This is a genomic window from Duganella guangzhouensis (genome assembly GCF_009674535.1).
Classification (GTDB): Bacteria; Pseudomonadota; Gammaproteobacteria; order Burkholderiales; family Burkholderiaceae_D; genus Rugamonas; species Rugamonas guangzhouensis.
Genome location: NZ_WKJK01000001.1, coordinates 28,406 through 46,767, shown reverse-complemented (window position 1 = coordinate 46,767; position 18,362 = coordinate 28,406). Strand labels below are relative to the sequence as shown.

General features: G+C 50.2%; 13 protein-coding genes and 2 tRNA genes. 1 reads left to right on the top strand and 14 read right to left on the bottom strand.

Annotated elements, in window-relative coordinates; translation table 11 throughout:
- Window positions 1-8 precede the first annotated feature (8 nt).
- The 14 genes from GJ699_RS00170 to GJ699_RS00105 form a co-directional block, all read right to left on the bottom strand.
- Window positions 9-1,772 carry an ATP-dependent nuclease gene (locus GJ699_RS00170; RefSeq protein WP_154371944.1) on the bottom strand — a complete coding sequence of 588 codons (1,764 nt, stop codon included), beginning with the start codon at window positions 1,770-1,772 and terminating at the stop codon, window positions 9-11.
- 331 nt (window positions 1,773-2,103) lie between these two features.
- Window positions 2,104-3,090, bottom strand: a complete 987-nt coding sequence (locus GJ699_RS00165) for a GSU2403 family nucleotidyltransferase fold protein (RefSeq protein ID WP_154371942.1) — start codon at window positions 3,088-3,090, stop codon at window positions 2,104-2,106.
- Window positions 3,091-3,184: 94 nt separating this feature from the next.
- Window positions 3,185-3,418, bottom strand: coding sequence for a hypothetical protein (locus GJ699_RS00160; RefSeq protein WP_154371940.1), 234 nt, complete (start codon window positions 3,416-3,418; stop codon window positions 3,185-3,187).
- A 162-nt stretch (window positions 3,419-3,580) separates the two neighbouring features.
- On the bottom strand, window positions 3,581-5,668 hold the full coding sequence (locus GJ699_RS00155) for an ATP-dependent DNA helicase (RefSeq protein WP_154371939.1): 2,088 nt from the start codon (window positions 5,666-5,668) through the stop codon (window positions 3,581-3,583).
- A gap of 10 nt (window positions 5,669-5,678) precedes the next feature.
- Complete coding sequence (locus GJ699_RS00150; protein WP_154371937.1) at window positions 5,679-6,152, bottom strand: VPA1267 family protein; 474 nt, start codon at window positions 6,150-6,152, stop codon at window positions 5,679-5,681.
- Window positions 6,139-6,795, bottom strand: a complete 657-nt coding sequence (locus GJ699_RS00145; protein ID WP_154371935.1) for a hypothetical protein — start codon at window positions 6,793-6,795, stop codon at window positions 6,139-6,141. Before GJ699_RS00145 ends, GJ699_RS00150 begins: the two co-directional genes overlap by 14 nt.
- Complete coding sequence (locus GJ699_RS00140) at window positions 6,792-10,301, bottom strand: hypothetical protein (protein WP_154371933.1); 3,510 nt, start codon at window positions 10,299-10,301, stop codon at window positions 6,792-6,794. The genes GJ699_RS00145 and GJ699_RS00140 overlap by 4 nt, the downstream gene beginning before the upstream one ends.
- Window positions 10,279-11,679 carry a tyrosine-type recombinase/integrase gene (locus GJ699_RS00135; RefSeq protein WP_154371931.1) on the bottom strand — a complete coding sequence of 467 codons (1,401 nt, stop codon included), beginning with the start codon at window positions 11,677-11,679 and terminating at the stop codon, window positions 10,279-10,281. The genes GJ699_RS00140 and GJ699_RS00135 overlap by 23 nt, the downstream gene beginning before the upstream one ends.
- Before the next feature lie 541 nt (window positions 11,680-12,220).
- Window positions 12,221-12,295, bottom strand: a tRNA-Arg gene (locus GJ699_RS00130).
- A gap of 264 nt (window positions 12,296-12,559) precedes the next feature.
- Window positions 12,560-12,636, bottom strand: a tRNA-Pro gene (locus tag GJ699_RS00125).
- A gap of 73 nt (window positions 12,637-12,709) precedes the next feature.
- Window positions 12,710-14,059 (bottom strand): phosphoglucosamine mutase, encoded by a 1,350-nt coding sequence (glmM, locus tag GJ699_RS00120; RefSeq protein ID WP_154371930.1) that lies wholly within the window; start codon window positions 14,057-14,059, stop codon window positions 12,710-12,712.
- A 23-nt stretch (window positions 14,060-14,082) separates the two neighbouring features.
- Window positions 14,083-14,922: a dihydropteroate synthase gene (gene folP / locus GJ699_RS00115; RefSeq protein ID WP_154371928.1), complete on the bottom strand. Its 840-nt coding sequence runs from the start codon at window positions 14,920-14,922 to the stop codon at window positions 14,083-14,085.
- A gap of 70 nt (window positions 14,923-14,992) precedes the next feature.
- Window positions 14,993-16,876, bottom strand: a complete 1,884-nt coding sequence (gene ftsH, locus GJ699_RS00110) for an ATP-dependent zinc metalloprotease FtsH (protein WP_371867399.1) — start codon at window positions 16,874-16,876, stop codon at window positions 14,993-14,995.
- Between the two features lie 195 nt (window positions 16,877-17,071).
- Entirely contained in the window at window positions 17,072-17,767 is a 696-nt protein-coding gene (locus GJ699_RS00105; RefSeq protein WP_154371926.1) for an RlmE family RNA methyltransferase, read from the bottom strand.
- Window positions 17,768-17,811: 44 nt separating this feature from the next.
- Between GJ699_RS00105 and GJ699_RS00100 the strand changes: the two genes are divergently transcribed.
- Complete coding sequence (locus GJ699_RS00100) at window positions 17,812-18,276, top strand: YhbY family RNA-binding protein (RefSeq protein WP_154371924.1); 465 nt, start codon at window positions 17,812-17,814, stop codon at window positions 18,274-18,276.
- Window positions 18,277-18,362: the final 86 nt, after the last annotated feature.

Sequence of the window (18,362 nt, the reverse complement as noted above, 5' to 3'; positions counted from 1 at the left end):
CTGTAAAATTAGCCAGCCTGCTGCGGTGGCGCTGCTCCCGCAGCCGCAGGCAGCGGTGCCAACGGAGGTACAGCTACCCGAATCCAATCGAACGCTGCTCGTATGTGTGGGGGCACAATAAACCCCTGCGGGCGCGCACTCAGTTTCTGCGCCAACTCCTGCGCTAACGCTCCCTTCGAAATTTTTGTTGCGCCAGCGTTTCGCTCGAACAGTCCTTGGTAGAGGACGCGGGCAGCAATAGTGTTGTCTTGCTCGGCGAACACAGCCTCGCGAAGCGTCGCAGCTATCTGCGGATGAATCTCACTCAATGCATCCAAGATCAACGCCCGATTCGCATGACCTTGCAGGCCAAGATCATATTCTAGTGTTTTGGGGCTAATAAATACCTTCCGAAATGCCTCATCAAGCTGCTGAATTGAATGCGCGTTTGCAGAAATATCGGCGGCCTGGCCCAAGCTTGGGAATGGAATGTGCGTGGGGTCTCCATCGGTCATCGTGGCCACCTTCACTGGCATAGCGGCGCGCCCGAAAAGTGGCAAGAAGCAGTCAAAATTCAGCCCCTCGGCGCTCACAATAGACAGTCCAAGATGCCGCAAGTTGATATTTAGGTACTCAGCCATAACAGGCATGAGCGCCCTCTCGGCAGCACCTTCAACCAGGATCACCGACCTCGCGAAAAATAAGTCAGCACGAGTAACGTCCAGATACCGCTTCAACTTCTTCCTTCGACGCTCATCCAGAACGGCATCTTTGATTGGGAAGGCTGTGAGCTTGCCAAAGTGCTCACTCAAACGGATGACGCTGTCCAGCTCGGCAAAAGCGGCAAAGTGGGGGCTATGAGTAGTTACAAAGATCTGTACCTGTTGTCCACCAGCGGCAGCTTCCTGCTGCAAATACGCCAGCAAGATCGACTGTAATTGAGGATGCAGATGTGCCTCAGGTTCCTCTACGATCAGGCAGCGGTAAACGACCTCTCCGCTTAGCGACAACTCCCCCATTACTGCCGCCATGTAAATCAAATTGTTATAGCCAAGACCATTTTTCTCAATATCAAATCCATCAGCAAGAATAGCTAAGCGCGACGCTACCTTTCCAATGTCTGACGGACTCAGATTGAGATCCAATTGCTGCGAGAGCGTTGCTCCGAGCATTTCACTATATCTGCGAGATATGGCATCTTTAGCTGCCGTAATAGGCTGTGCAGCTCCCAATCGTTGATCGACGAGTGTGAGTATTTGATTACATGCTTCCAAACCTTCCGGCGTGGCCACACGTTGCAACAACCGAGCTAACAGACTTCTCATTCCCGGCTTTAAAGACTTCGAAGCGTCGCGTAAGGGCGGCAAATAGATGCTACGAAGTTGCTCTACCATTTCTGTAGTCATTGGGGTCGCTGCACGATCTCCGCAAAGTCGCCTTGCTTTGAAACGCCCCATCTGATCAGGCGCTTCAAACTGCACCCAGAACTCAGCCGAAAATGTACCGTCAGCTTGAAGTAATACTGCGCCCATAAATTGAGCAGCCTGCTCTATATTTAAATTTTTGAATACAAAGTGAAATGAGATAGAAGGTGTATTAGGGTCGCGAGCATCCTCCAGACCTAAACGTATATAACCATCTTCTGGCGCCATAAGTAAAGTTCGAAGCGCATCGACTACGGTTGTTTTTCCTATATTGTTCTCACCAAGAATAATATTCAATCCTTGAGAAAAACTTGTAGATAGATAGTCGATTTTTCTGAAATTCGTTATCTCAAGTGTCGCAAGATACATCGCCTATTTTCTCCTGAAAACAACACGTAAAAACTGGATGCATTTCTCTGAATTTCCTACGAGCAAGCATAGTAGGAATTGTCCTACAAATGGTAGCAGCCTCCGGCCCAGGAAAGATCACACATTGTCACAGTCATCAGCGACCTCGTATGCCCGCTGGTCAATCGCGGCATGTTTCAATACGCATTCAAAAGGCCCTGCGCTGAATCTTCTTAACGCTTTGGAGTTGGGCCTACGTTAAACGGCCCAGACTCGATTTATTGCTGGCACGTTTGAAGGAGATAAATTCTCACGAAAGAAGCGGAAGGTTCAGGTTAGCATTACGCGCCAGTCAGGCACGTAAACACTGAATATGGAGCTGAATTTTATCTAAAGGCAAGTGCGGCAGGTAGCCCTCGCAGATGTCTAGTAATAGCCTTGCGCGATGCAGTCCGAACCCTGAATTATCGATGCCCAGATCTTGGTCAGCGAACTTTAGATCAAAGAGAATAAGGGCGCGCGGATCGATTGCTCTCATCTGCACCATTGTTCCTTTTTTCCCCACTATATGACCAATTACAACAGGGGCACTCAGGAGCCAGCCGATAGCGTCTAGCGCTGCGAACAGGCGACCATCAGTGGCAGAAATTTTATTGTTGATTTGCCGTGCTGTCGGAGCTAGCACCTCCAACATCCGTAATCTGAATCCTCTATCATTCACCACCGTCATGCCAGGTGAACCGGGATCATGCTTGAACGTTTTATCGACAGCACGCAGCATCCCTAAGAGGCTAGTTCTACTGACCTTTTCTGTTATCAAACAGGTGAGACTATTTTGAGTAATATAGAAGAGATCGAAATCAACCGGCAACGCATCAGCGCTGGATACTTGCACACCCGCCATTGCCTCATAGGCCCAGACAGCATTAGTATCAACCACGCAAATTTTGTCGCTCAGGCAAAACCGATGAAACTGCCTAAGAATGCCAACCAGTAGCTCATCGACTCGATTGAGGGAATGGATGCAGTTAAGACTAGCGTGCATCTTCAGCTTATTTTCTAATGATGAAATCCGATCTACTAGCTCGGATTTTCGGTGACGGAAGTTTTGATACACTGCTTCAGTTTCAGGTGATCGTGGCCCTAAACCTTTCTGGCCACCGCGCTTTAACTCTTGTACCAGATACTCACGACCACGCTGAGTGCGAAAGAATAGACGCCCCTCAAATTGGCGGGCCTCACTAATCACTGAATCTAGTGCGCTGTACACGTCCCGTGAGTTGACGTATTGGCGACGAGCATCCCCATTGAGCGGAACTATCTTAAAGCCCATTTTCATCCTAAATCTTTGAATTTAAAGTGTTTTCATAGAATTATCATTGAAATAAATAAAATCCATGAAAATCCTTGAAAATCAATATCTTAGATAATTTTTAGTCATTGGCCTGCTCATGTAATCTCAGGCGATGGAAGATGGCCACTTTCTGGCCGCCTAGAAGTGCGGCGTCAGCGTCTTGGTGCCAATCAATCATCGTAACGTCCGCCGCCGTCACATTGTTCGCCCATAGCAGGTCCGCTAGCTTTGTCGCATCCTCGTGTTGAAGAGTGGAACCATCTTCCAGGGAGGCGACCAGGAGGTCGCCAGAAAGTTTAATTTGTGCTTTCACATTAATTCCTTCGCGATGAACATCTCGCGACATTAACCACAAGCTAGTGTTTGGAGGGAAGCGGTATAGGCCACAAGTACTGGGAACAACTCCCCGTCGCCTGCAGCCGTCGCACCACTTTCGAAACTTTAGACTCCATGAATTTAGGTTTTACGTCACGCTCTAACTCGCCTCCACCATCGAGAAGTTGATACCCACCATACGCGTATGAGCAGAGTGACCTCCCATAACAGCTAATTCGAACACTTTCGAATCACCGACGAATACGACTTGCTCGATTCCGCAGGCCAACGCGGTATAAATAAGTGTTTGATCTGGTACGGTTGATGATCCGAGCACAACTGCGACTCGCGAAAAGTTCGAACCGTGTGCTTCTTGAACCGTAATCGCATACGCCAGGTCAATTTTTTGAGTCAATTCGAAATTGCTGATGACATGCTTTTCTCCATCAAAATCAACCTCAACGCCACTTCCATCAATCTGCCGGATTACTCGACCGAGTGAACCTTTCACTAGCCCACGTTCGTAATCATTTATTTGAAAAATCACCGGCTCCGATGTGATCAAGTATGGGTAACCATAAATTTCCTCACACTGCTCTGCATGAAATGCTTTATTAATCGAATTGACACTATCCCTTCCCACCTTGACATTAGAGAGAAACTGAAAATCATCTCCATCCCATTCATTGGCAATATTGCGCAATTCCGAAAATACCTGATCTGAAGTACAGTTAACAAAACTCACTCCTGCATGTCGCCCTGTGAAGGGTACAAACTTTGGAAACTGACGTGCGAGAACCGCCTGTGCGGCCACCTGCATACTAAAGCGATCAACCTGCCCCTCCAGTTGACCGAGCGTTATCGTTGGAATACCGGCTACATCGACGAGCCTGTGTAGCACTAATCCAAAATTGGTAGGCGGCAGTTTAGACTCGTCTCCCACCAGCAAAATGTTAACCGTATCGGGCAGAACGCGTAGAAGCTTGAAGAAAGTGGCAACGTCCAGAGTAGAAGCCTCCGCAATAATCACAATTGCGCCATCGGGAACCGCGAAGCCGTTGTTCACTTGAGACAAGAGCTTTGCGCATGTCATTGCAGGATGGGACGTGGCTGCAGAGAGACGCTGCGCTGCACGCTGAGGGACCGCCAACTGGAGAACGGGTATCGATTTTTTAGCAGCGTGTTCAACAACGCGTCTAAGCACTACCGTTTCCCCTGTGCCTACTGCCACACTCAGAACACTAAACGCTTTCTGAAACGGCATCAACACGCCATCAATCTGCTCAGAACTAAGTGTGACGCCGTCTTGCAGCTCTGCTACCTGCTGACGCTCCGCAAAGGTCGGTGGAGCTATCCAGACGGTCGCCTCTGGCCGGCACGCAGTCAACGCACGCACACGCTGCTGAATAGCCGTCTCCATGCTTCGTATTGTTACCGTCTGATACCCCCACGAGGATTCTCCGAATATAGCCCCGGACTTCTCCGCCAGATGAATCGCGCGATCCGCGACTTTGAACTTAAGGCGGCGATCTACCAAATCACAAAGCAGAGCGGTCGGCGTGAGCGTATGACCGCTTTCGAGCTGATCGTAAAGAACTGATTCCACAGAAGCGATCAAGCGGCGCTCGTCTCGATTGCCTATGTTCATCCCAAGTGCAGCACGATCCACTGCTATCCAATTCGAAAACGCGAGCATGCGGTAAGGATCAACGCGCAAAATTTCAAGTGCACTATTACCCCACATCGTAGTAATTTTCTCGGTAAGGCACAATTCGAAGCCATTTTCATCAAGAAATCGAAGCAGGTCGGAATGGGCCTTGAATTTTGCCCATGACTCAACTAGCTGCTCCGCAAGCATAGGACTTAAAACCAAACTCAGCCGACTAATGCTGCCCGCACTCAGTATCTGGGGCAACGCGTCCCCATAGACATCCCATAGGCGCTTCGCCTTGATTTTCCCCAGTCCCTTGAAGGCAGCGTTCCGGGCTAGAAGATTAACCATCAGTCTTCCGCCTGGCGGCTCCAGCCGGCACTCAATCACGTGGAACTGTCTGCCATGTTCGGCATGCGATTTAAAGATGCCCACTAGACGGTAGGTATATCCCAATATCGCCGGTGATTTCATGACGCGCCCACTTGCAACAGTTCGAACCTCGGTTCCATCCTCAGTAACGCCAACAAAAATTGACGCCCCGTCAGGAAGGACATGGATAAGTTCTGAAACCGAGACCACGCACTCCATTTGCATGCAGCTTCCTTTAGATATTTTCGAGGAGAGAATAAACCCGCCTCCCAGTTTCGATTGCCATGTCTTGGCGCCCAAGTTCCAGCTTCAGCAAGCGTAGGTGACGGCGTAGCTCCAAGTTCTCCGCGTTCAATGTCTTGTTTTGACTCTCCAGCTTTTGTATTGCTTTCGTCAAATGACTGTGAGAAGCCGTAACTCGCTCCGTCCCTTGTGGTTGTACGCGTCTAGCCGAGGCACCATCCCTGCGACGTAGAGCTCCCCAACGCGGAACATCAAAACACGCACAAACCTGATCAAGTGTTTTAATCAAGCTAGGATTCTGGTAGAACGACTCCTTTGGAATCCCGGTCAGGCGTACAAGCTCCGCTATATTAAGACTGCCGTCTTTAGCAGATACAGGTAAGCCTTGCGCGGATTGCACAAAGTCGATGAACTTGGCCGCATACGCGGCGCCGATCTGCGAGCCACTTTTTTTAATTTGCCCCATTGCTCGACATCCAATCAAAAAAGTCCGTAGCATATTCGGCGGGCACTATAACGGGATCTGCGATCGGGTCCGGGTCATAGATCGTTTTTGTTAAGGGATCCCATTTCACTATTCCCTCCAGATTCATCAACAGCAGATTCAGCGCCTGGCAAGTCCGCACAAACTTCTTGTGAGCTTGCTCAAATTTCATTGAGCCCCCGCTGGCATCGAAAGGTACAGCTAATAGTCCCCCAGCAGACGAAGCGTCCAGTTGTTTTTCAAGGTTGGCGACATATGCCTTCAAGCGTGTGTATTTCGTTTGGAGATTACTATGCTTGAGTTCGTCCAACATTTTGGAAGCATCGGAGGCACCGTCAGATGTCGGCGTCCTCTGGCGACTTTTGCGAACCAACGTTTCCTTAGTTGGAGTGATAAATCCATCAAGGAGCTCGCGATAAGTCCTATTACTCAAGAAAGTTTCATGACTGCATGGGCTTCCTTCTGCTTCAGCAACGAATGCCTTCACCAGCTTAGATAAGCTAGTCACGTTTTTAACCGTCACGCCAGCACTCTTTAACTCATCTAAGCAAGATTTGATTAGCTCTTCCCTCGCCTTCATGCTCTCCTGTTGAGAGCGCTGCGCCGGATACCAGCCGTCAATCATAGTGACTCCGCCGCAATGCTCAACGCTCCTTGTAGTGGACGCTTGGCGATATATACATCCCCCTCTAAGAGCTCGACCAGCTCCATTGGGGATAGCCTTTTTGCCGCGATGAGTGAGCGAAGCAGGCCCGCAGCTTCTGCAGTACCCTCGATAGGTTCGAGCTCACTAATATGATGCAAAAAACCATCCAAATTCGCACGTAACTTCCGACTAAATTTGTGCGCACGCGCCAACACCCCTGCTGTCTCCATCCCCGGATAGCTGACTGCATCCTCCAGTATTGAGAGCGTGAAAGTAATCTCATTAGACGGTGCCTCAACACGCCGCAGATCTTTTGCAATCATTTCGGGCTGCTGTACGACCCACTTCCGAGTGTCACCTTCTTCGCGAAGCGCACGCAGTCGCTCGTTCAGTGCTTCCGATGCCAGCCTGTAACCCAAGATCTCTTGCGAGATAAGATTCGCTTCTCTTTTTAACTTTTCAATGTCTGCATCAGAGTATCTGGTCCCCTCTTTTTTGGCCGCCTGCAATTTATTCGCAACAAAACCAAGCTCAACAGTAAAAATCCGCTGTTTTGCTTCGACAGCAGGCAAGTGATCAATACTTCGAATCGCATACTTGCATATTCCACATCGCCTCGCATCACCGATCGACACTAAAACATCCTTAGGGCATCTATTGCCATAAGGACAGATCTCAGCATCATTGAAAGCTGCGTGCATAAGACCTAGCTCAATTATCACATCAAGACCATTCGACGCATCTTTATCTGGCGTGAGACTGGAGCACCCGTAATCAGCCAGTGCAGCCGGCAAATTCGACTTAAGGCTTTTAACTAGCGGAGACGTTGAACTGCTGACATCTAGCTTATGAGAATACATATTATCTGCCTGTATAATATTCCTCACGCGCCCCATATTTGCCACCGCCATTACCAAATAATTATTTGCATCCAGTATATCGGCGCGTGCTCCTGGGTGGTTTGAGTAATAAATTACGGTTTGCGGAGCTTGACCCGTTATTTCCTTCCCGATAATTTCTGGGGGAAGCACGGTCAAGTATTCCGCAACCACGGTCACACGACAGCTATGCGGCGTAATGTCTGACTGACATACCAATTTTGAAAATTTAGTAATCATTTCGACGTTCCCCATGGCATACTCGCTGTGCTCTGTGGACTTATTCCACCAAGTAACCTCATCATCCGATATAGAAACGCCTGGAACGGCCAACCTTAACAAATTGTATTTCTTTGATATCTGAAGTTTATCCATTATCGCTACCATCCCGGTCAGCAAGTTTTTCATAGCATCAGAATACCTATCATCTGAGTAAGGTGCGCCATCACTACCCCATGAGAATAGCGGCAAGATTTTCTCATAAGGATTCTTGTCGTCACCATTGTAATCGTGAAGATTTCTAAACCCGCCCTCATCAATTAAGCTACGCCACCGTTTTTGCTGTCGAAGCAATTCAATAACTCGCCAGTTAACAACAGGAATAAACGAATTTCCTGATTTATCAGTCGCCACATGTAAAAGCGTGACTATTGAATTTGTTTCAACCGAAAATTCATCAAATTTATTACAATCGAGCCATTGAATATGTGAATTACGAATTCCAGTATACATTGCCGTAAGCGAATGAATTAGCGCATGTGGATGCGGAATTTCCATTTTCCCCTTCCCTATCACATCCACGCGATATGAATCAATCATATTCGGAATAACATCTGGAAATATCGTTTTTCCATCCCTAATAATTACGGGACGATAACCTATTATTTCAGCTAAATTACTTACATTTATAAAGTTACCGACAAAGCATATTGGCCCCTTTTTGAATTTTGTCTTTGCGTTTCCTATGTAATCAATTTCAAGCCGTCCATCAACGCGGTGATAGGCGTTACGTTTTAGAAGTCGAACATCAAGTTCGCCATCCAAAGCAAGCTCCATGATTCTATTCGTTATGCCTAATTGCATTTCAGCATAGTCCATCATCCATCCGAAAATTTCAGAGGGAATCGGCATCTTGTTGGTTCCTCGGCGACCAGGAACCACTGGAAAGTCTTGATCGGAGAACGGCTGTTTAAATCCATCACAGCCATCCATCAGGGAAGCATGTCTTTCAATCCATTCAAAAAATTTCTGCAAAAGCTTTAAAATTATTCTTAAATAAACTTTACTCCAATCACGTACTTTCGCCACCAACTTCATAAATTCCAAGAATGTCATTGGAAGATTAGAACTAATATCTAGAAGTCTGCTAACAAAAATTCCCGGTGTCAAATCTTTAGGTAAGGCAGGAAAACGGAGCGCCACCATCGGATTATTATTAAACCAACAAGGCAAATAGGAAAACAGATAAATATTAAAAAATCCAATAGCTTCATTCATAGATTTTTCTCTAAACGGATATCGATTGAGATATATATTTTCCACAGAAATCCATTTTTCTCGCATTTTTGGAAAATCGAAATCCAGTCCACTTAAATATTTTTGTTTCTCTATTTTTCTAGGAGACCATGCCGTCGGGCGTTGAGCTAGCACAGGTGCCATAATTGAAGCTTCGATAGGCTGTTTATCAACAGTCATATCTATAATATTTACCGAAGTGCTTCGCCCAGAATTTGATCTGCCAGTTGCGGAATTGCGAACTCTGACTATCTTTCTTTTTGCTTCCTCTTCTTGAAGAACATCCGATTGCCTAATTTTTTCGTCCCATAGTTCAACCGACAAATATTCTGACCTCCCGAATTTTCGAGCGAAGACATCGATCATTCTTTTAAAAGGAAAATGATCACGCGATTGATTCTGTGCAACCATAGATTCCTTTATTTTTATTAGATCGTTTAGATCAATGTCCGAATTCGTGCACCAACCTGTTGCCAGGAGAAGTTTGGTGCCATAGGTTAAAAAATATTCAGCAGATTTTTGATCCGGTATGACGGCCACGATCGCAGGATCGGCATCAGACAAATTGGCAGGCTTCAAAGAACGGATAAATATCATTAATTCATTGCAGATGTCACCTTCAAAATCTCCAATTGTTCCTCTTTCTGAACGCGTTACTGGCCAGTTGAAGCCCGCCGGTAAAATAATAGCATTCAATGAATGAAGCCTTAACAACATCATTCCAATACCCTGCTTCATGCTATAAATATACGTTTTCCTAAATTGAAATTCCGTCAACTTGTCGCACAACGCAAACCTGTCAAACATTTCAACCGACATATCATAATTTCCCGTTTGGTATGCGGCATAGGCATTTTCTATGTATTCCTTATTAAAAATTACGTCTGGTTTTTTAAGAATATTTCCCTCGACAAATTTGCTAAAACCGATTCTGAAATTATTCTTGGTACTTACCGCGCCAAGATCGAAGTCTAATAGGCCATACGCTTTTCTCATTGCCACAGACGCATCCATAAGGGCGGTACGAACTGCCCCATGCAATTCAGAACCATTCATTTTATAAAATATATTATTTATGGTACAGTTGCTCATTTCTATTTTCCTCGACCTTATTTCTCAATTTTTTCAGTTCAGATTCATGGAATTCTATTTTCAACTGATTAAAATCTTTGGCCACTGACCCATTAAAAATTTTTGAGTTTGCATATTCAATTTTTTGCTTATTAAATTCTTTGTCACGCTCAATATAGCCCATCGTAGTTTTCGGATTCGAATGACCTAAATAGTAAGCAACGTCTGCAAGACTCAAACCAACTCCCCCATCCGCTCGTGGACAATGATTTATGAGATAAGTAGCGACTCCATGCCTAATACAGTGAGCGCCGTCAATGTCATCATTTAATCCGATAGCTCTTCTACTTTTATGGAAATTTTTTTGCCGTGTGCCTGAGCTATCCAAAAACAAAGGCGTTCCACTTTTTGTCTGAAAGAAGAACTCATGTTGGTCATTTGGAATATATTCATGACGTACATAAAGCTCCGCATATTCGAAAAACATTGTTCCAAAAGGTTCCAGGAAAAATGCAGTCTCATCTGTCCTTCCTTTCCAAACTAGCTTTTGCCTCTCCTTAGCATTTAATCCGCGATAGCATGAAGAATTAATTCTCTTGTTCGGGTCTATAAAACGAGCCTCTCTTTTTGATAAGTTAAAATCCCGTATAAGAATCTGCATTGCCTCAGATATCCGGCAAGCCGTTGCGCCAATAAATGAATATAAGGCTTTATCTCGATATGTTTTCTGCTCTAAGATAAACGGGACGATTTTATCTATTGGAAATGCACGTGATTGCTTGTGCCCGGAAATTGGAATCGACCTACGCGGCGATTTTCGAATGAGTTTTGCCCCACCCTTCACAACGGCCGCTATTACAGAGTTTCGTGCAATCGCTCTTTTCTGAAATGGATCGATTTCCTCTCTCTGAACCGTGCCGAAATTAAGCGGAAGAGGATCTACATCCGCCTCAATTAATCCCAACGCCGATAATTGCTCCATTTCCTTACGAATTTTCTCTGAAACTTGAAGAAATCTATTTCTTGCCGCTATCATCAGATTGATACTTGCCGCTGAATATTTCTGCGGTGGTTTTTTAAATGCGACCAGCATCGAAATATGATTCTCAGAACTTTTCCCATGCACAATGTAATCCCTATAACTTTCTATTATCTCGTCAAGGACGAAATGACTTAATTGAAAATCGTCACTCGACAGATTCAAACAATGAACAGCTTCGATAACATAATCAATAAAAAATGCGGCGGCTCGGCAATAAGAGTCCATTGTATTTATTTTATCTTGCATTGTTTTTGCAAAGATTGAAAACTCATGGATCTCTCTGCCGTTAGACCCAATAAGTATCCATGTCTTAACTCCGTTAACTTTTCTTGGGCGTAATAAAATATTATTAAGCATCGATAATTCCCATATGAGCGTCGAAACAGGGAAATTATTGCACAATCAAAATAACTATTTCAAAGATGCAAAAAAGGAAATTTTGTAAAATAAAAGTTTACGGGTTATACGATAAACTATTAATTATTTCATTAAAACAATTGGCGGAAATAAAACTAGCGGTGCTTCGTCTTTAGGTACAGGGTTCTGCTATTTTTTTAATATGCTTTTATTCGAAAAAAAGAATTCACAACTTTTCTTCACTGTTTTTGTAAAAACAACGAGTTTGTCTCATTTTTACAACAAACTCATTTAAAAAAGTTGCGCTAAAATGAAAAAAGCCATCCAAGATCTTGGATGGCTTTTTCTGAGCACTGCCTAGAAAAACTGCTGCATATGGCAGTTAATCCGAACTTCAAAATAAATCAGAGCCCACGAGATGCAAAGACCGCGAAGATAGGTTCGGAGGTGTAGATATTCTAAAAAGACTTTGGCGCCGTTAAAACTCAGCGCAAAACTGTGATTCGAGGGAAGAGTGTTTGAAGAATAGCATTGGAGAGAATGGCCCGCCCGGAGGGAATCGAACCCCCATGATCGCTTTAGAAGAGCGAGGTCCTATCCGTTGAACGACAGGCGGTTTCATGAAGCCAATATTTTACCCATTACAGGGCAAGTTGTGGCCAGCATTTTACTGCAATTACCGATTTTACTTAAATGAGCTTAGTTACTTCAGCATACAGTAACTCATTGTACAACAACCCTATGACAACATAAGAACCAGCGACCCTCAGCTTAGAAGGCTGATGCTCTATCCAACTGAGCTATGGGCAGAAAGACGTCGCAGGAATCTGCGGCGGAAATGAAAAACGGGCTGTCCGAAGACAACCCGTTTTAGAGATTTTGGTCGGAGTACAAGGATTCGAACCTTGGACCCTCTGGTCCCAAACCAGATGCGCTACCGGGCTGCGCTACACTCCGATGAACAGTATTTTAGCCGCTACCACTGCCTACGTCAATCAAAGCACCTGATTTAAATTTCAGTGCTGAAATTTTATGCAGCCAACTGGCTTTCCACCTTGTCGGCGATGCGGCGCGCCATCGATTGGGCGTCGTCGGCATTGCGCGCTTCGACCATGACGCGAATCAGCGGCTCGGTGCCGGAGGCGCGGATCAACACGCGGCCGCTGTCGCCCAGCTCGGCTTCGACCTTTTCCTTTTCAGCCACCATGGCGGCGTTCTTGGTCCAGTCGAAACCTGGCGCAACGCGAACGTTGATCAGCGTCTGGGGGAAGATTTTCAGCTCGGCGCAGCACTGCTCCAGCGAACGGCCGGCGCGCTTCAGTGCCGACAGCACTTGCAGAGCCGAAATGATGCCGTCGCCGGTGGTGTGCTTGTCCAGCGCCAGCAAGTGGCCCGAGCCTTCGCCACCCAAGATCCAGCCTTTTTCCTGCATCACTTCCAGCACGTAACGGTCGCCCACCTTGGCACGGGCGAAGCCGATGCCCTTCTCTTTCAGTGCGACTTCCACCGCCATATTGGTCATCAGCGTGCCGACCGCGCCAGCCACCGGGCCGGTGGCCAGGCGGTCCATCACCATCAGGTACAGCAGCTCGTCGCCGTTGTACAGGCGGCCATTGGCGTCGCACATGATGAGGCGGTCGGCGTCGCCGTCCAGCGCGATGCCGAGATCGGCGCCATGCACCAGTACGGCGGCGGCCATGGCCTTGGGCGCGGTGGCGCCGTGGTCCAGGTTGATGTTGAAGCCGTCCGGCTTGTTGCCAATGGCGACCACTTCCGCACCCAGTTCATGGAACACGTGCGGCGCGATGTTGTAGGCGGCGCCATGGGCGCAGTCGACCACGATTTTCAGGCCACGCAGGTCCAGCTCGTTCGGGAAGGTGCTCTTGCAGAATTCGATGTAGCGGCCCTGGGCATCATCCAGACGCTTGGCGCGGCCCAGTTTTTCCGATGGCACGCACTCCATCGGCTGCTCCAGCGCGGCTTCGATATCGAGTTCAACCGCGTCCGGCAGCTTGGTGCCCTGCGCCGAGAAGAATTTGATGCCATTGTCCTGGAACGGGTTGTGCGAGGCCGAGATCACCACGCCGGCCGACAGGCGCAGCGCGCGGGTCAGGTAGGCAATGGCCGGGGTCGGCATCGGGCCGGCCAGCATGACGTCGACGCCGGCGGCGGAGAAGCCGGCTTCGAGCGCGGCTTCCAGCATGTAGCCGGAGATGCGGGTGTCTTTGCCGATCAGGACGGTCGGACGGCCGCTGCCGGTGCGCTTGCTGGCTAGGACTTTACCTGCGGCATAGCCCAGGCGCATGACGAAGTCAGGGGTGATCGGGGATACGCCTACCAAGCCGCGGATGCCGTCGGTGCCAAAATATTTACGTGCCATTGTATTTGCTCTTTAAGTCGTTGTTATTGTGCTGCTTGCCATACTTTCAGCGCGTCGACCGTCTCCGCCACGTCGTGCACGCGCACGATCAGGGCGCCGCGCGCCACCGCCGCCAGCGCGCCGCCGACGCTGCCGGCCATGCGCTGTTCAACCGGCTTGCCGGTCACCGCGCCCACCATGGACTTGCGCGACAAGCCCGCCAACAGCGGCAGGCCGAGCTCGTCGATCAGGCGGCCGGTGGCCTTCAACAAGGCGTAATTATGCTCCACGGTCTTGCCAAAGCCAAAGCCGGGATCGATGCAAAGGCGACGTGGATCAATACCGGCCGCCAGCAGCGCGTTAATGCGCTCGCGCAGGAAGCCAATCACCTCGTCCACCACGTCGCTGTACGACGGCGCCAGCTGCATGTGCTGCGGGTCGCTTTGCATGTGCATGATGCACAGCGCGCAATCGCCGTCCCGCACGGCCTCGATCGCGCCCGGAGCGCGGAAGCCGTTGATGTCGTTAATCATGTCAACGCCGGCGATGATGGCTTCGCGCATCACCTGCGGCTTGTAGGTGTCGATCGAGATCGCCGGACCGAGGTCGCGCACCGCGTACAGCACCGGCATCACGCGCTGCAGTTCGTCTTCCAGCGACACCGGCGGCGAGCCGGGTCGGGTGGATTCGCCGCCGACGTCGATGATGTCGACACCGGCCTCGATCATTTCTTCGGCATGCGACAGCGCGAACTCCAGCGACTGGTAGCTGCCGCCATCGGAAAAGGAATCGGGCGTGACGTTGAGAATGCCCATCACGCGGGCGCGCACACCCTCGCCCCGCCACGGGTAGTTAAATCGGCCAAACTGTAAAGTAGAGTGCATTGTGAAACAGGAATGAAAAAGGGCGAGGATCTCTCCTCACCCCTTGGTGTTGATACGCGTACCGTGCGGATTACGCCGGTGCGGTCAAGCTAGGCGATACGCCGCTGCCGCCATCGCTCGGTGGCTGCTTGCGGATCGACACGCCGGCTTTCGGCGGACGTGGGTCCAGGCCAGCCATGATGTCGTTGATCTGGTCGGCATCGATGGTTTCCCATTCCAGCAGCGCCTTGGTCATGACTTCCACTTTTTCGCGGTTGTCTTCCAGCAGCTTGCGTGCCAGCGCATATTGCTGATCCAGGATGCGGCGGATTTCAGCGTCGACCTTTTGCTGGGTCGCTTCCGAAATGGTCTTGTTGCTGCCACCCAGGAAGCCGTCGTTCTGGCTGTCTTCGTACACCATCACGCCCAGCGCGTCCGACATGCCGAACTTGGTGACCATCGAACGGGCCAACTTGGTGGCGCGCGAGAAGTCGTTCGAGGCGCCGGTCGACATCTGGCCGACGAAGATTTCCTCAGCGATACGGCCGCCGAACAGGATCGAAATCTCTTCCAGCATCTTGTCCTTGTAGCCCGAGATATTGTCGTGCTCAGGCAGTTGCCAGGTCAGACCCAGCGCCCAGCCGCGCGGCATGATGGTCACTTTGTGGACCGGATCCGCCTTCGGCAGCAGCTTGGCGACCACAGCATGGCCGGACTCGTGGTAAGCGGTGTTGCGACGCTCGTCCTCGCGGATCACCATCGACTTGCGCTCAGGACCCATGTAGATCTTGTCCTTGGCATCCTCGAAGTCCGCCATATCGACCAGACGCTTGGAGCGGCGGGCGGCAAACAGCGCGGCTTCGTTGACCAGATTGGCCAGGTCGGCGCCCGAGAAGCCTGGCGTACCACGGGCCAGGATGTCGGCCTTGACGTCGGTGCCGATCGGCACTTTGCGCATGTGCACGTTCAAGATCTGTTCGCGGCCGCGGATATCCGGCAGGCCGACGTTGACTTGACGGTCGAAACGGCCCGGACGCAGCAGCGCCTTGTCCAGCACGTCCGCACGGTTGGTGGCGGCAATCACGATCACGCCGGACTGCGCTTCAAAGCCGTCCATTTCCACCAGCAACTGGTTCAGCGTCTGTTCGCGCTCGTCGTTACCGCCGCCCATGCCGGCGCCACGATGACGGCCAACCGCGTCGATCTCGTCGATGAAGATGATGCAAGGCGAATGCTTTTTGGCGTTCTCGAACATGTCGCGGACGCGGGATGCACCCACACCGACAAACATTTCAACGAAGTCCGAACCGGAAATCGAGAAGAACGGCACTTTGGCTTCGCCGGCGATGGCGCGTGCCAGCAGGGTTTTACCGGTGCCCGGAGGACCGACCATCAGCACGCCGCGTGGAATGCGGCCGCCCAGTTTCTGGAATTTGCTCGGGTCTTTCAGGAAGTCGACGATCTCGCCGACTTCTTCCTTGGCTTCGTCGCAACCGGCCACGTCGGACAGGGTGACGGTGTTATTGGTTTCATCCATCATGCGCGCCTTCGACTTGCCGAAGGAGAACGCGCCGCCCTTGCCGCCGCCCTGCATCTGGCGCATGAAGAAGATCCAGACGCCGATCAGCAGCAGCATTGGGAACCAGGACACGAACACCTGCGACAGGAACGATGGTTCCTCAGGCGGTTTGATGTCGAAATGGATGCCGTTGTCGCGCAGATCGCCGATCAGGCCGCGGTCCAGCAGCGTGGCGGTGGTGCGGACTTTGGTGTCGTCGCTGCGGGTGGCGGTGATGTTGCCACCTTCAATCACGACATCCTTGATGCGCTTGGCTTTCACGTCATCCAGCAAGTCGGAATAAGCGACAGGCTTAGCCCCTCCCGTTACGCCATGGCTGTCAAACTGCTTGTACAGCATGAGCAGCAGCAGTACCACGACTACCCAGATGGCTGATTTGGAAAACATGTTATTCACGAAAACTCCTTGGATGCGAGGCGCATCTATAAACCTGGCTGAAATTCGATTTTACTCGCAATAAGCAGGCGTTGCCAGAAACCTGCCGTGCGCCGGGTCAAAACCGGCCGAAAAGCACATTATTTGAGCAAAAAAGCCATGCAATCAAGATAAAACTGCTTTTCCCGGTTGTATGTAGGGGTTATTCAAGGAATATCAAGGGTGCCAGCCTTCGGAATCCAGCGGCTGTGCCGAAGCCATGCCGCCGGTGGACGGATTTTTCAGGCCACGGCCCAGCAGGAAGATTTCGGACGACTTGTCGCGACTGGCTTTGGGCTTTTTCTGGATCACGGTTTTGAATTCGGCACGGAATTTATGCACGATGTCATTGAAGCCCATGTCTTTGAAACATTTGACCAGCAGCGCACCCTCCGGTTTCAAATGCGCCTGCGAGAATTCAATGGCCAGATCGATCAGATGCTCCATGCGCGCCGCGTCGGAATCGTGGATGCCGGACAGATTGGGCGCCATATCCGATAACACCAGGTCAACTTTCTGCCCCTGCACCACCGCTTCCAGCTGCTGCAGCACTTCGGCTTCGCGGAAATCGCCCTGGATGAAGTGGAAATCGGCCACCGGCTCCATCGGCAAAATGTCCAGCCCGATCAGCGTGCCGTGCACGCCGCCGCCTTCCTTGCCGGCCAGCTTGCGGCGCGTGTATTGCGCCCAGCTACCCGGTGTACAGCCGAGGTCGACGATGACCTGACCAGGCTTGATCAGCTTCTCGTCCTCATCAATCTCTTTCAGCTTGAAAGCCGCACGGGCGCGATAGCCCTCTTTCTGGGCCAATTTCACGTACGGATCGTTAATGTGGTCGTGAATCCAGTTTTTGTTTATTTTGTTCTTAGCCATTCGCGTAGAATACTGCCTTTAAGGAACCTACAAAAAATAATTTTATGATCAAACTGACTCCCGTTGAGCGCAGCGCGCTGCGCGCCGAAGCCCATGGCCTGAAACCTATCGTCCTGATCGGCGAGGCGGGTCTGACCGCCAACGTCCTCAAGGAAATCGCGCTGGGACTGGATTCCCATGGCCTGATCAAGGTCCGCGTGTTCGGTGACGACCGCGAAGCCCGCATTGCCATGTATGAAACTATCTGCGACCAGTTGAAGGCGGCGCCAGTGCAACACATCGGCAAACTGCTGGTGCTGTACCGTCCGAAGGTGGAAGCAGAGAAAACCCGCAACTCGTCCGGCAAGGGCATGCGCGAAGTCACCATCGTCAAAGCCAGCTCGACCGGCACCAAGCGTCCGTCGGTGACCAAAGTGCTGCTGAAGGGGAATGAACGCGTGACCCAGGGCGGCAACATCAAGCGCGCCAAGGCACGTCAGAAATCGACCAAGAAGACGGTGCTGGGTTAAAACCAACGTCGTCATTCCGGCGCAAGCCGGAATCCATGGAACGCTGGCCCAGCCTGCAAACTCAGCATGGATCCCGGCCTGCGCCG

Excerpts from the sequence above, each read along its gene's own strand:
- GJ699_RS00145 (WP_154371935.1), bottom strand. The coding sequence starts at position 6,795 with ATGATTGACGGCTGGTATCCGGCGCAGCGCTCTCAACAGGAGAGCATG.
- GJ699_RS00170 (WP_154371944.1), bottom strand. The coding sequence starts at position 1,772 with ATGTATCTTGCGACACTTGAGATAACGAATTTCAGAAAAATCGACTAT.
- GJ699_RS00135 (WP_154371931.1), bottom strand. The coding sequence starts at position 11,679 with ATGCTTAATAATATTTTATTACGCCCAAGAAAAGTTAACGGAGTTAAG.
- GJ699_RS00100 (WP_154371924.1), top strand. The coding sequence starts at position 17,812 with ATGATCAAACTGACTCCCGTTGAGCGCAGCGCGCTGCGCGCCGAAGCC.
- folP (WP_154371928.1), bottom strand. The coding sequence starts at position 14,922 with ATGCACTCTACTTTACAGTTTGGCCGATTTAACTACCCGTGGCGGGGC.
- GJ699_RS00165 (WP_154371942.1), bottom strand. The coding sequence starts at position 3,090 with ATGAAAATGGGCTTTAAGATAGTTCCGCTCAATGGGGATGCTCGTCGC.
- glmM (WP_154371930.1), bottom strand. The coding sequence starts at position 14,059 with ATGGCACGTAAATATTTTGGCACCGACGGCATCCGCGGCTTGGTAGGC.
- GJ699_RS00150 (WP_154371937.1), bottom strand. The coding sequence starts at position 6,152 with ATGGGGCAAATTAAAAAAAGTGGCTCGCAGATCGGCGCCGCGTATGCG.
- GJ699_RS00155 (WP_154371939.1), bottom strand. The coding sequence starts at position 5,668 with ATGCAAATGGAGTGCGTGGTCTCGGTTTCAGAACTTATCCATGTCCTT.
- GJ699_RS00140 (WP_154371933.1), bottom strand. The coding sequence starts at position 10,301 with ATGAGCAACTGTACCATAAATAATATATTTTATAAAATGAATGGTTCT.
- GJ699_RS00105 (WP_154371926.1), bottom strand. The coding sequence starts at position 17,767 with ATGGCTAAGAACAAAATAAACAAAAACTGGATTCACGACCACATTAAC.